At 56.3% G+C, this 14,163-nt stretch carries 12 protein-coding genes; 1 reads left to right on the top strand and 11 read right to left on the bottom strand.

The features are described from left to right. Window positions 1-409: 409 nt before the first annotated feature. Both LF929_RS07955 and LF929_RS07950 read right to left on the bottom strand, forming a co-directional pair. Complete coding sequence (locus LF929_RS07955; protein WP_210175528.1) at window positions 410-1,378, bottom strand: chemotaxis protein; 969 nt, start codon at window positions 1,376-1,378, stop codon at window positions 410-412. A 474-nt stretch (window positions 1,379-1,852) separates the two neighbouring features. Then, window positions 1,853-2,473 carry a transcriptional regulator gene (locus LF929_RS07950; protein ID WP_210175527.1) on the bottom strand — a complete coding sequence of 207 codons (621 nt, stop codon included), beginning with the start codon at window positions 2,471-2,473 and terminating at the stop codon, window positions 1,853-1,855. Window positions 2,474-2,667: 194 nt separating this feature from the next. Between LF929_RS07950 and LF929_RS07945 the strand changes: the two genes are divergently transcribed. Then, complete coding sequence (locus LF929_RS07945) at window positions 2,668-3,636, top strand: threo-3-hydroxy-L-aspartate ammonia-lyase (RefSeq protein ID WP_210175526.1); 969 nt, start codon at window positions 2,668-2,670, stop codon at window positions 3,634-3,636. Window positions 3,637-3,651: 15 nt separating this feature from the next. Here the strand turns inward: LF929_RS07945 and LF929_RS07940 are convergent, their stop codons facing one another. From LF929_RS07940 to LF929_RS07900, 9 genes are all read right to left on the bottom strand, one after another. Further along, window positions 3,652-4,719, bottom strand: a complete 1,068-nt coding sequence (locus tag LF929_RS07940) for an alginate lyase family protein (protein WP_226092896.1) — start codon at window positions 4,717-4,719, stop codon at window positions 3,652-3,654. A gap of 14 nt (window positions 4,720-4,733) precedes the next feature. Next, a complete protein-coding gene (locus LF929_RS07935; RefSeq protein WP_226092897.1) occupies window positions 4,734-5,654 on the bottom strand; it encodes an alpha/beta hydrolase in 921 nt (306 codons plus the stop codon). An 89-nt stretch (window positions 5,655-5,743) separates the two neighbouring features. Continuing rightward, window positions 5,744-7,534: an ABC transporter ATP-binding protein gene (locus tag LF929_RS07930; RefSeq protein ID WP_226092898.1), complete on the bottom strand. Its 1,791-nt coding sequence runs from the start codon at window positions 7,532-7,534 to the stop codon at window positions 5,744-5,746. Window positions 7,535-7,536: 2 nt separating this feature from the next. Further along, window positions 7,537-8,460 (bottom strand): ABC transporter permease, encoded by a 924-nt coding sequence (locus LF929_RS07925; protein ID WP_226092899.1) that lies wholly within the window; start codon window positions 8,458-8,460, stop codon window positions 7,537-7,539. After that, entirely contained in the window at window positions 8,457-9,431 is a 975-nt protein-coding gene (locus LF929_RS07920) for an ABC transporter permease (protein WP_038904789.1), read from the bottom strand. Before LF929_RS07920 ends, LF929_RS07925 begins: the two co-directional genes overlap by 4 nt. Before the next feature lie 40 nt (window positions 9,432-9,471). Beyond that, window positions 9,472-10,431, bottom strand: a complete 960-nt coding sequence (locus tag LF929_RS07915) for a nucleoside hydrolase (protein WP_226092900.1) — start codon at window positions 10,429-10,431, stop codon at window positions 9,472-9,474. Next, window positions 10,406-11,434 carry a nucleoside hydrolase gene (locus LF929_RS07910; RefSeq protein WP_226092901.1) on the bottom strand — a complete coding sequence of 343 codons (1,029 nt, stop codon included), beginning with the start codon at window positions 11,432-11,434 and terminating at the stop codon, window positions 10,406-10,408. Before LF929_RS07910 ends, LF929_RS07915 begins: the two co-directional genes overlap by 26 nt. Then, a complete protein-coding gene (locus LF929_RS07905) occupies window positions 11,431-12,315 on the bottom strand; it encodes a dihydrodipicolinate synthase family protein (protein WP_210175519.1) in 885 nt (294 codons plus the stop codon). Before LF929_RS07905 ends, LF929_RS07910 begins: the two co-directional genes overlap by 4 nt. A 266-nt stretch (window positions 12,316-12,581) precedes the next feature. Further along, window positions 12,582-14,120 carry an ABC transporter substrate-binding protein gene (locus tag LF929_RS07900; protein WP_226092902.1) on the bottom strand — a complete coding sequence of 513 codons (1,539 nt, stop codon included), beginning with the start codon at window positions 14,118-14,120 and terminating at the stop codon, window positions 12,582-12,584. Between the last annotated feature and the right edge of the window lie 43 nt (window positions 14,121-14,163).

Here is a 14,163-nt window from a genome sequence, read left to right as displayed (position 1 = left end):
TATGTTCTCTGGCTGAAGCGGCTTCAATCAAGCAGCCGTCACGATCATTAGCTTTAGAGTAAAGATAACTGGCACGCCAGCAATAATTACCGTGCCAGCCCGCGCGGAGTGCGGGTTTTCATCTCACCGTTTACATCGCGCAAATTGTGATCAGCCCGGCGCTTTGCGCATCGGTCTCGTTAATCACAATGAATTAAGAACAGGAAAACAGAGCGGGCACATCGTTGCGGGGAGACAGGAATATCGGCACAAGCCCGATACTGCATACGCATCGGCCCCATGCTGGGTAAGCAACACGGGACCGTACGAAATCATTGACGTTATGAAGTCAATGCCATTATCGCTTAATGGCATTATTGGGCTAATGACACTCGTCAGTTAATAACACTCGTCGGTTAATGCCTTTGCCTTATTTCGGTTTTACACGATCCACAACCTTGTGGATGGCCGCAGCCAGTTCATTGATTTCAAATTTCGCCACATACGAATCAGCACCGACATTGCGTACGTGATCTTCGTTGGCTGAGCCAGACAACGATGAGTGGATGATAACGGGAATGTGCTTAAGCGCCTCATCACGTTTGATATTACGTGTCAGCGTAAATCCATCCATCTCCGGCATTTCCAGGTCAGTCAACACAAAGGCAATCTTATCTGAAATCGGTCGACCTTCCGCCTGTGCTTCCTGCGCCATTAATTTAATCTTGTTCCAGGCCTCCAGGCCGGTGATATGCATGATGTAGGGAATACTCATCACCTTCAACCCCGTTTCTAGCATCGTGCGCGCAACCTTGGAGTCTTCGGCCACAATCGCTACCGCACCGGGTTTCAGGTGGAAGGTTTTCGCCTCCACGCTTTCAATCTTGATTTCACGCTCGGTAGGAATAATATCGTGCAGAATCTGTTCCACATCCAACACCAGCGCCAGACGGTTGCTCGCCGGATCACTGTCCAGGCGCGCAATACTGGTGATATAGGTATTGCTGACTCCCGCCTCAGCGGTATTTACCTGACTCCAGTCAAGGCGGACAATATCGTCAACCGATTCGACCGCAAAAGCCTGGGTGCTGCGTGCATATTCCGTCACCAGCAGGATGTTGCGCCCGGTACTCGCCGCACACCCCACCACCGCCGGAAGATCGATAACGGGAATAATCTGCCCGCGAATATTAATCATACCAAGCATCGGTGGTTTCATACCCGCGGCCTTGGTCAAGGTTGGCATCGGAACGATTTCACGAAGCTTGAACACATTGATACCGAACAGCTCGGATGGCCCTTCTCCGGTAGCCGATCCCAAACGGAACAATAACAATTCAAACTTGTTGGACGAGGTAAGATTAGTTCTCTCCTCAATCTCTTTTTGAAATTTATCCATTCTGTCCTCAATGCAAATAATTATTAATGTATGGTTACAAGGCAACATCAGTCATGCAGGTAAATCAGGCAGGTAGCCTTACCCCACTCTACGCGATCGCTGACGCGCTTCAAATAACTCTTACTTCTTATACACCATTAAAAAGAAAAATATGTGTCTCACGTCATCTGCTGCATCTTCCTGTTTTGAAAAGCATAGACCACTGGTCATTTCTCCACCACATCCCCCGCAGCAAATGTTCTGCATCCTGTGATGAATGGCGGATTTGATTATGTGTGTTGTTATTACCTGCCTATATAAATAGGCATCGACTTAAAATGACCGAGGCGTGAGAGTTAACAGAAATAATCAATAGAATAATAATAAGATCATAAGAAAATGATCTTTCTTCTGACAAGGATGAACCCGTTGTACCCTAAATGATTCGAGCCGCAGGTTCGCCGCTGCTGCTACGATGGCCGATTCCCGCCAGGGCTAGCGGGCATAGCTATAGACGGAAGCGCGTGAAATACCCAGATGTTGCGCAATCGTCTCCATCGATTTCTTCACGTCAAGTAAACCGCTTTCCCGCAGTTCCTGCATCAGCAGACGCCGCTCTGGTGCTTTCAGTGCGCGCGGTGTGGTCGCCAGACGCGCCGCAAATTGGTCGATACGCTGACGGATAGCCTCGGCACCGGACGGTTCCAGATTTTCAGTCAGTACGCCGCTATTGACCTGATTAAAATGCGCGAAAGCGTGCTGGATGCCGCGAAACAGTGTCATATCCACATTCAGGCACAAAGAGGCGACATATTCACCACTGGCGTCCTTGATGCCTATCGAGGTGCTTTTCACCGGGCGGCCATCGGCAAACTGATTGGCATAATTGGCCACGATACGGGGGAATTCCGGCGATGCGATACGCGCCAACCCCAGCTCAGTGGTTGGCTGCCCGACCTCCCGACCAGACAAATTGTTGTAAATCGCCAGAATCGAGTGCTCAGGGTTTTTCAGGTCATGGATCACCACTTCGCAAAACGGTGCAAAGGTCTCCCCCAGTCCTTCTGCAATGGTACTGAGCTGTTCAAGCAGTATCGAGTCTGGCAGATGTGTCACCCTGTTTCTCCTTCACCCTTTGTTGCTGGATAAATTATTTATAAATAGACGTTATGTCAAACTGGGCCAGTACGGCATTCCAACAAAAAAGCCCGCCTGCCCGCGAAAAACGGTTGGCAATGGCTACAATACCGGCTATAAAAATAAGACATTTTGTTTAAAACTGGATAAATAGTTTATATAAAGGAACCGCCATGAGCCAGATTGTTCTGCCTTCTTATGACGACGTCGTCGCCGCCAGTGAGCGAATTGCCGGATACGCCCATCGCACGCCGGTTCTCACCTCCCGTACCGCCAACGACGCGCTCGGCGCAGAGCTTTACTTCAAATGCGAAAACTTCCAGCGCATGGGGGCGTTCAAATTTCGCGGCGCGATGAACGCGCTGTTGCAATTCACCCCAGAGCAAAAGGCAGCCGGTGTGGTAGCGTTCTCCTCCGGTAACCACGCACAGGCGATCGCCATGTCGGCAACACTGTTGGGAATCCCCGCGACCATCGTCATGCCGCAGGATGCCCCGGCAGCCAAGATAGCGGCCACCAAGGGGTACGGCGCACAGGTGGTAACCTTCGATCGTTACACGCAAGACCGTGAAGCCATCGGGCGTGAACTGGCGCAACAGCATGGCATGACGTTGATTCCCCCCTTTGACCACCCACATATCATCGCCGGGCAAGGAACGGCAGCGAAAGAGCTGTTCGAGGAGGTAGGCGAGCTGGATGCCCTGTTCGTTTGTATGGGTGGCGGTGGGTTGCTATCCGGTTCAGCACTGTCGGCACGTCAGCTGTCGCCCGGCTGTCGGGTATACGGTGTCGAGCCTGAAGCTGGTAACGATGGTCAGCAGTCTTTTCGTTGCGGCCACATCGTACATATCGATACGCCCAACACCCTCGCCGACGGTGCTCAGACGCAGCATCTGGGTCAGTACACCTTCGCGTTGATTCGCAAGCATGTGGATGACATTTTAACCGTCAGTGATGATGAACTGGTCAGCGCGATGCGCTTTTTTGCCGAGCGGATGAAGATGGTGGTCGAGCCGACCGGCTGTCTCGGCTTCGCCGCAGCCCGTGCCAGCCAGCACGAACTGCGGGGGAAACGCGTCGGTATTATCGTCAGTGGCGGCAACGTTGACTTGGCCCGCTACGGCCAGTTACTGGCGGGGTAAACCGTCAGATACCGCTTACCGGCACGACACCGCCGCCCATAACCAGCGGGGCGGCGTGGCGTTCAGTTTGCGAGCCGTCTCCAGATAACGGGTATCCAGCAAACTGGCTGACCAGTACAGGGCCGCCGCGGTTTTAGCAGGCCAGATGCCATCAAATCCAGCCACCCCCGCTTGTCGCCGTGCGATATCAAATTTCACCGTGGTACGGGCAAACTCCTGATGGGTCTTCACCCCCTCCGCATACGGGCTGAGCCACGCCAGCGCGCCACGCAGGCTCTGCCCCTCCGCGCCTTTCAAATCAAGCCAGTCACGCCCTTGCGTTCGCGCCGCCAGGGCGGCACGTACCAGCGGCTCCAGGTCGTACACCACATAATGCAGCGCATCACGCTGGCTGAAATCCAGCACTTCACCATCAGGATGGATGTTGGCATTCAACTGGCGAATAAACGCCTCTTGCGCCGCCGCCATCAGGTGGGCATCCCCCAGTGCGGCCGCGCCCATCGTCACCAGCTTAACGCGGTGGCTTTGCCAGTTATTAGTCCAGGTCCCGCGCTTATCCTGCTGATGTGCCTGCATCTGTTGCAGGTAACCGGTGGTTAGCTCGTTGAGAAAACGTCGGGTGCGTGCCTGTGTGGCTGCCGGCAACGCATCGTGAGTGAGCTGATAAGCGTCAATCAATCCATCCAGACTGGTTTCATCGATAGGGTTAAAGCTCAGACGATAAGTTGTCGTCCAGGCATCAAGATAGGTTGCCAATCGGGATAACGATGTCGCATCCCCAGCCCGATGCCACGCCAGCGCCAAATCACGCATATAGCTAAAATCGCGTCGGGCGGCGTTCGAGATATCATAAATGCCCTGATGGGGGAGCGTTCCTTCAGTATGCATAACCGGGATAGCCTGCGGCTGTGCTGACGGCGGATGGGAAACGGTCGACAGCAGTGCAGATTCCGAGGGTACGGTCGCCGCCAGACACAACCGGCTGTCAGCCTGCACCGTTCCCGCCTGTACTGAAGCCATCACACCGGCAGCAAGTACGCCCACGGCCCATCGGGTCATGCGCTTCGGCATCATGATACTCATGCGTAATACTCCTTCTAAAATAGCGTGACGGGATGCTGATGACGCAACCAGTTCAGGTACGCCGACGGCCAGGCCGCGACCAGCGAGCCCGGCTCCCCCAGTCCAAAACCGTGCCCACCGACAGGGTAGCGTTGCATCACTACCGGCACGTTAGCGCGCTGGCAGGTCTGCGCCATGATCAGCGTATTATGCGGATCGGACACCGAATCATCCTCTGCCTGTACCAGAAAAAAGGGGGGCGAACGCCGAGAGACATAGGATTGTACCGACCACTCAGCCTCCATAGCCGCACTGGCATCCCGCCCCACCAGGACCCGGTGCGTCGCCGTATGTTGATAGGGTTTTTCCAGCGTAATGACGGGATAAATCAGCGCAGCATGGTCAGCCTGAATCGGTAATGCGTCCAGTGCATCCTGCGGAGGATAGAGTGCTTCTTGCCTGAGTGCGGCCATCCCCAACACGTGCCCACCGGCTGAAAACCCCAATACCCCCACCCGGCGCTCCCGATGGCGAATCAACCGTAATGCACGCTGCGCGTCCTGCAACGCCACCCGGTTGCCGTCATGCCAGCCTTCACCGGGCAAACGATAGGCCAGAACATAGGCCGTATACCCCAGCGCCACCAGCCAGGCGGCGGCAGGCCAGGCTTCTTTGCCCATTTCGATATGCTGATAACCGCCCCCCGCCGCCACCAGGATAGCCTGACCATTGGGTTTTTCCGGCGTAAACACCTCAAGATAAGGCGTGGCGATGTGGCTAAGCGCTCCCCGGGCACTCAAGTGCGGCAGGTCAGCCGGGCCACCGCCGCCCGGCGGGGTGTGGTCCCACAGGTTGATACGCGGGTGTGCCGTCGGCAAGGACACGCCCAAGACCCGGCCCGCTGTCAGGATCACAGTAGCCGTTGAGAGAGCGGTAAGAAATCTTCTGCGGTTCATCACTGGCCGACCTCTTTACTCGCGGGAATGGCGGGGGCCGTATCTTTACGACCTGAGCGATACCATCACAGCATGGGTGAAGGGTTTCTTCAAGATAACAACACCAGATGGTCGTCGCCCACCTGCTGGTAACGGCGCACCGGCGGCTGGTAATCCAGCGGGCGCAGCGGGCTATGCAGTTCATCCGCCAGCAGTGAGCGGTATACCCGCCGTTGCGGGTCAGGCACCGGCACGGCAGCCAGCAGGCGTCGGGTATACGGATGTTGGGGGTTGTTGAATACCGCCTGACGCGGGCCAATCTCCACAATCTCCCCTTGATACATCACCGCCACACGATGGCTGATGCGCTCCACCACCGCCATATCGTGAGAAATGAACAGATACGCCAGCCCCAATTGCTGTTGCAAATCGAGCAACAGATTGACGATTTGCGCTTTGACCGTCATATCCAGCGCCGACACCGCCTCATCGGCGATGATCAATTGTGGATTGAGCGCCAGCGCCCGCGCAATACATAACCGTTGGCGCTGCCCGCCAGAGAACTGGTGCGGATAGCGCTCCGCCATGTCGGCCTGTAACCCGACCCTCTCCAGCAGTTCTGCCACTTTCTGCGGTGCCTGCCGGGCGGATGCCAGACCGTGACTGACCATGGGCTCAGCAATCGCGCGCCCGATGGTCATCCGTGGGTTGAGGCTGTCATACGGGTCCTGAAAAATCATCTGCGCCCGCATCCGTAACCCGGCCAGCGCCGACTTATCGGCGCTCAGCATGTTTTCACCGCACAGCGACACCGTACCGCCAGTCGGTTCCAGCAATCGCAAGATAGCGCGCCCGGTGGTAGATTTGCCACAGCCGGACTCGCCCACCAGCGACAGCGTTTCCCCGGCTTGCAGGCTAAAAGACACGTTTTCGACCGCGTGTACCCGGCCAGTCACCCGCCGTAACCACCCGCTTTTCACCTCAAAACGCTTCACCAGATCACGCACCGCCAGCACCGGTGTGCCCGCCATTACCGTGTCTTGCAGCGGCTCGCTCACGCCCGGTTGCCCGAATAGCGCGAAGCGTTGCGGAAGGGGGCTGTCTGCCATGTCACCCAGTCGCGGTACGGCGGAAAATAACGTTTTGCTGTAAGGATGCTGCGGTGCCTGAAATAGCTGACGGGTCTCAGCCATTTCCACCCCTTCACCGCGATACATTACGATGGTGCGATCGGCGACCTCCGCCACCACCCCCATATCGTGGGTGATGAACAGAATCGACATGCCCTCTTCGTCCTGCAACGTCTGGATCAATGACAGGATCTGCGCCTGAATGGTGACATCCAGCGCCGTCGTCGGCTCATCGACAATCAACAATGTCGGGTTGCAAGCCAGCGCGATGGCGATCACCACCCGCTGTCGCATACCGCCGGAAAAGCTCAGGGGATACTCATCCAGCCGGGCCTGCGCTGCGGGAATACGCACTTTCTCCAACAGACGTACGGCTTCGGCTCGGGCACTGGCGTGATCCATCCCCCGGTGGCGTTGCAGCACTTCGGTTATCTGGGTGCCGATCTTCAGTACCGGATTGAGGCTGGTCATCGGCTCCTGAAACACCATGCCGATGCGGTTGCCACGAATGTGCTGCATCTCACGGGCGGGTAACGCCAGCAAGTCACGCCCCTCGAACAGCACCCGCCCACGGGTTTGCACCTGTGGTCCTGCCAGCAAACACATGATGGACAGCGCGGTGACGCTCTTGCCAGAGCCAGATTCCCCCACCAGCGCCACGGTTTCCCGCTCGCCAATCTCAAACGATAAATCCTGCACCACCTTCAGCCACTCACCGTTCACCCGAAAAGCGGTATTCAGTTGTTCAACGCGCAGTACCGGCTGATTCACCCTCACTCCTCCTGTCTGGTATTGAGCGCATCACGCAAGGCGTCGCCGATCAGATTGATGGCCACAATCAGCAACAACAGCATCACGCCAGGAAACAGGCTGATCCAGTAATCACCGGACAGCAGATAGTCAAAACCGTTGGCTATCAATAACCCCAGCGACGGTTCGGTAATCGGCAGGCCGATGCCGAGAAACGACAGCGTCGCCTCCAGCATGATGGCGTAAGCAATACGCATCGTGGCGACCACGATCAACGGCGGCAGGCAGTTGGGCAGCACATGGCGAAACAGAATCCGCGGGGTGGAAAAGGCCATGCCACGCGCCGCATCCACATAGTTGCGGCGATTTTCCAGTAGCGCAGAGGCGCGAAGGGTACGGGCGTAATAGGCCCACTGGGTGATCACCAGCGCCAGAATAATTTTATCCACCCCCTGGCCGAGCACCGCCAACAGGATCAGGGCTATCAGTATCGGTGGGAAGCTAAGCTGGATATCAACGATACGCATCAACAACGCATCGGTTTTGCCCCCCAGCCAGGCGCTCAACAGACCGGCGGCCATACCGATACACAACGCCACCAGTGCACTACTGACGCCCACTATCAGACTGGTGCGGGTGCCGTAGAGGATGGCGCTGAGTAAATCACGCCCCTGATCGTCGCTGCCAAGCCAATACGTCACCCCGCTCATACCACTGGAACCCGGCGGCAGGCGGTTATCCATGATCATCAACTGGGACAAATCATACGGGTTCTGCGGCGCAATCCACGGGGCGAGCAGCGCCAGCGCCACAATCAACACCAGCATAAACAGCCCCAACCGCGCCAATCGGTCTTGCCACAGCATCAATAGCACGTGGCTCAGTGCCGAGCGTGATACCGGCAGGGTGGACGGCGTATGCACTGAACGTTGTTGTGGCATATTCATTGCCCACTCCCTAAGCGGATACGTGGATCCACCACAGCGTACAGTACGTCTACCAGCAGGTTGATTAAGCTAAACATCACCACCGTCATCATCAGGTAAGCCAGAATGACCGGGCGATCCAACACGGCGATGGCGTCGATAATCAGCTTGCCCATCCCCGGCCAGGCGTAAATCGTTTCGGTCACGACCGCAAAGGCAATCAACGACCCCAATTCCAGACCAATTACCGTAATCAGCGGTATCAGCGTATTTTTCAGCACATGCACAAACAGGATGCGGCTTTCTGACAGCCCTTTGGCGCGGGCAAAACGCACATAATCCTGTTGCAGGCATTCCCGCACGCCTGCGCGGGTCAGGCGAATAATCAATGAAATCTTGAATAGCGCCAGATTCAGCGCTGGCAACAGCAGGTGTTGCCAGCCATCCAGCGTCAGCAAACTCAGGGGAACGCCTGCTACCGTTACCGTCTCACCCCGTCCTGACGACGGCAGCCAGCCGAGCTTCACGCTAAACAGCATGATCATCATCATGCCGATCCAAAATGTTGGCAGGCTAAACCCCAGAATGGAGACCGTCATCACCGATTTTGCCGCCAGACTGTCCGGTCGCAGACCGGCGAACACCCCTAATGGAATACCCACCAGCAGCGACAGCAAAAACGCCACCAGCGCCAGTTCCAGCGTGGCGGGCATCCGTTGCAAAATCAGGTGTAGTGCAGGTTGATTAAAAATAAAGGAGTTACCTAAATCGCCCTGCAAGGCATGGGTGACAAACAGCAGGTACTGCTGCCACAGGGTTTTATCCAGTCCGAAGGCACGGATCACCGCGTCACGCTCGGCAGGCGTCGCATTGCTGCCCAGCAGCAAATCCACCGGGTTGCCGACCAGATACACACCAGCGAACACCAACACTGACATGACCGCCAGCGTTATCAGAGTTTGCAAAAAGCGGCTGAGTAAAAAGCGGGCCATGACAAGTCCTTGTGGTTAGCAGTGACGATTACACAGGAAGCTACGGGGTATCCGCCCGGCCATAACGACTGAGCACCCGCACCAGCAACGACAAAAAGCCGGGTTCATCTACCGACTGCATGACCTGCGCATTGGGTGCCTGCGACAGCTTGCCATAAAAATCTGCCCAGGTGTGCCCGGTGGTTTCACCGCAAACCGTCACCCCAACCCGCGCTTCACGACCGGCGAACAGTGACGGTTGCAGTAACCACGCCACCGTCGTTGCATCATGTATCGGGCCGCCTTCGCGCCCGAAGCGCGCCACATCACTGCGGTCAAACGCCTCCAGCAGACGCGCGATAGCCTGCCCCGGTAACCCGGCATCACGTTGCAATTGGGCGATTTCCTGCTGGGTGATCAGCGCCTGAAAGGTCATATCCAACGGCATGATAACCAACGGTATACCGCTACTAAATACCCGGCTGGCGGCATGGGGGTCGGCATACACATTGAATTCCGCCCACGGCATGCGATGACCAAGTACGCTAAACGCACAGCTCATGGTCACCACCTGGCGGATACCCCGCGCCACATCCGGATGTTGGACCAACGCCAGCGCCAGATTGGTCATCGGCCCGATGGCGCAAAAAGTGATCGGGTTGTGTTCCTGTGCCGCCTGCCGCGCGGTACGCACGATAAACTCCACCGCGTGCTCCTGCATCGTGGCCTGGCACTCGCCCCCCGGCACCAGCGCATCGCTGAACGCGCCGATATGAACATACTTGCCATAACGCTGTGGACCAACCAGCGGCTTTTCCGCGCCGCCGAAGACCGGCACATCGATACGGCCAGACAACGCCACGATCCGCCGGGCGTTCGCCAGCGCATGTTGCAATGCCACATTGCCAGCCACTACGGTGATACCCAGCACGTCCAGCTCCGGTGAAGCCAACGCCAGCCATAACGCAATCGCGTCATCGACGCCGGGGTCGGTATCAATGATGATTCGCTGACGTGTCATCGTGTAATTCCATGAGCTGAAAGCATGTTTCGGTTGAAGGCTTGTCATACGCTGAAATCGTTTCATGAGCTGAAAACAACTGGCAGAACAAGCGGATGACCTCGTCGACCTCCACGCCTGTCACCACATCGACATTCGGCGTCAGGCCAGATTTGCCGTAAAGATCCATCACGCTCTGGCCCATACACAGTTCGCTCTGATGCTCCACCAGTATCCGTGCCCGTTCAGTGCGGAACAGCTCGGGGCGCAGTAACCATGCAATCACCAGCGGGTCATGCAACGGTCCACCACGAGAGCCGTAACGTTTGATGTCATTACGATCCCAGAAGGCCATCAGTTGACGCAGCGGGTCGCGTAATCGTCCGGCATGGGCAACCAGCTCATGAACACGTTCCGGCGTCAGGATCACCTGATGGGTGGCATCCAGTGGTAACAGCGTCATCGGTACGCCCTGAGAAAAAACGATGTGTGCCGCGTGTGGGTCAGCCAGCAGGTTAAATTCCGACGTCATGGTACGGTTACCCAACTCACGGCAGGCACCGCCCATCGAGACAATCCGCTCAATACCTGCGGCGATATCAGGCGCGATGCTGAACGCGCTGGCCAGATTCGTCATCGGCCCCAGCGAACACAGTGTGATTCGCTCGCCACACTGCGCCGCCGCACGGCAACGGGCGATAATAAAGTTAACCGCATGCTGCGGTTCCTCGGTTTTACGCGGCGCGGGAAAATCGCTGTCACCCAGCCCATGCTGACCATGAAACTGGCCGTAGATAGGTTCACGTAACAACGGCTGCCAGCAACCGGCAAACACCGGAATATCGGTACGCCCACCCAGTTCAACTATCTGCAACGCATTACGCAGCGTGTTGGGTAACGGCTGATTACCATTCACGACGGTAATGCCCTGAATCGACAATTGTGGCGCGACAAACGCGCTCAGTAGTGCCAGCGCATCGTCAATACCAGGATCACAATCGATAATAACGGGAATGGACCTCACAATGCGCCCACCTCTTTTAACACGCTGGCTATCTCATCGCGGGCGTGATGCGTTAACGGCTGTTGCGGCGCAATCGGATTGCCAACGGCAAACCCTTGCATTTCCAGCGCCGCCTTAATACAGGCGGCCACGGAGTATTTGGCAAACATTTCGTTTACCCGCCACAACGGACGTTGCAGCTCCATCGCCCGCGACCAGTCGCCTTGCTTAGCCGCGTCATACAAAGCCAGGCTTTGTCGCGGAACGATACAAGCCGGGCCCGCCATCCAGCCGACGCCACCAATCAACATCACACAAGCGGGAATATGGGCAGAGGCGGAGAAAACCTGCATGCGACCACCGGTACGCTCCATGATCGATAACAACCGGCCAGTATTGGTGGAAGCATCCTTAATGTAGCGAATGTTATCCACATGGCTTAAGCGCTCAATCACGGGCAGGCTCAGGTCGGTGCGTTGAAATTGTGGGTTGGTGTACAACACTACCGGTGTGGGATGTGCAGCAGCGGCAATAGCCCGGAAGTAACTCTCTACCCCGGCATCGGTCAGCGGGAAATAGGCTTCCAGTATTGCCAGAATACCGTCAACGCCCAGTTCCAGGTAGGTACGCGTCTGCGCGACCGCATCCTGAATCGTTGTTGCTGCCACACCGGCTATCACCGGTACCCGGCCACGCGCGGCCTCCATCACGGTACTCACAACATCAACGCGTTGTTTTTGCGTCAGATACGCGAACTCACCGGTGCTGCCAAGCGGCGTCAAACCGTGTACACCACTACTGATAAGGTGTTCGACCAGTTCAGCGAGGACAACGCGATCCACCTCGCCATTCGCTTTTATCGGTGAAACCAGATAGGGAAATACGCCGAAGAATCCGCTCATGGAGTGATCCTGAAGGTTGCAGGCTGGGTGTCCCGCCACGGAATGCAGCGGGACACGGCCTGATGGGAGAACCCTGGTGTTAACGTAAAAATCGCACTACCCCGTCATACTTCGAGTTGCAGGTGCGTTGGCTGCCCTCACTCACCCCAGTCACTTACTTATGTAAGCTCCTGGGGATTCACTCGGTTGCCGCCTTCCTGCAACCCGAATTATTTGGGGTATACATTTTTCTATCCACCACCAGTATCGGGTGAAACACTCACCGTTTACTGCTTGTGAACAAAATAGGGCAATGTGTAGCCGTCTGTGCGGCCCACGTAGCTATAGCCTTTTTTCATTGCCCAGGTATTGGAAAGAAACAGCAGTGGGATCACCCCTTGCTCTTTCATCGCCAATTCGCTTGCCTGCTGCAACAGTGCATCGCGTTGCTGTTCATTCAGCGTGGCGCGTGCCTGACTCAGCAGCTTGTCAAATTCAGGATTGGAATACCGCCCCCGATTCCCCTGCCCGGCATTCGGGCCAAAGGTTTCCAGCAACGGCCCCAACACACCGGACGCCTCGCCGGTTTCGATCGCCGCCCCGCCCATCACCAGGCTGAACTCACGCTGCGCTGCCTTGGCGAAGTAGACGTTGCCGGGCATGGTGACCACCTCGGTCTTAATACCCGCCTGCGTGAACATCTGCCCTAACGCCTGTGCAATTTTGGCGTCGTTGGGGTAACGATCGTTTGAAGCATGGAACGTCAGGGTAAACCCATTCGGGTAGCCTGCCGCTGCCAGTTTTTGTTTTGCCTGTTTCAGGTCATAAACCGGTGCGGGTATGTGGGCGGAATAACCCGGATACCCTTTCGGCACCAACTGTGACGACGCCAGCCCCTGACCGTCGAGAATGCGCTCTACCAATGCGTCACGGTTGATAGCCAGCGACATCGCCTGACGTACTGCCACGTTTCGCAGCGGGTTTTTACCGTCATCGCCTTTAGCAAACGGCGATACTTCCCTGTCCTGATCCGGATGCAGATACAAAATACGGTTACCCGGTACTGATTCGGTCACAAACGCCTGTTGACGGGCAATCGTGGCGCGATCAGCCGTTGGTACGCTTTCTATCATGTCCACATCACCGGAGAGCAACGCGGCGATACGGGCACTGCTGTTTTTGATGACGCGCAGCGTAACGGTGTCCCACTCGGCTTTGCCGCCCCAGTAATGATCGTTTCGGCTCAACACCACCTTGTCATCCGGGGTATAGGAGACAAATTTGAACGGGCCGGTACCAATCACCTCTTTACCGCTGTTCAATACCTCTGTCGGCTGGTCAGCCAGACGAGCCGGTAGAATAGCGATACGGCTTAAATTGTTGAGCAACAGCGCCGCCGGGCCTTTGGTTTTTATTTCTACCGTCAGCGGATTGATTTCACGGATCTCGCTGATATCCGCCACGTAAGGCGTATAGGCGCTGGGGCTATTTTTCGCCGCTAACGCGACGCGCTTCACACTGGCAAGCACATCCCGGGCGCTAAAATCGGTGCCATCATGAAATTTGACGTTGGGTCGCAGTGCAAACTGCCAGGTGGTATCGTCAATGGCTTTCCACGATAGCGCCAGAGCAGGAACAATCTGTTGTTTTTCGTTTTGGTTAACCAGCCCATCAAATAGATTACGGGCCATGGCGCTGTTCGCACCGCCGACATAAAATTGCGGATCCATCGAGGTCGTGGATGACGCCAGTCCAATCGTCAAATCTGCTGCCTGCGCGATGGGCATCAGCGTCATCAAACCGGCAGCAAACAACATTCCTTTCATGGTTACTCCTTTAGATTCAGATCCATCTCGCATTCGTATTTAT

The organism is Dickeya oryzae (assembly GCF_020406815.2).
Lineage (GTDB): Bacteria > Pseudomonadota > Gammaproteobacteria > Enterobacterales > Enterobacteriaceae > Dickeya > Dickeya oryzae.
This window is presented reverse-complemented; position numbering and strand designations above follow the sequence as displayed.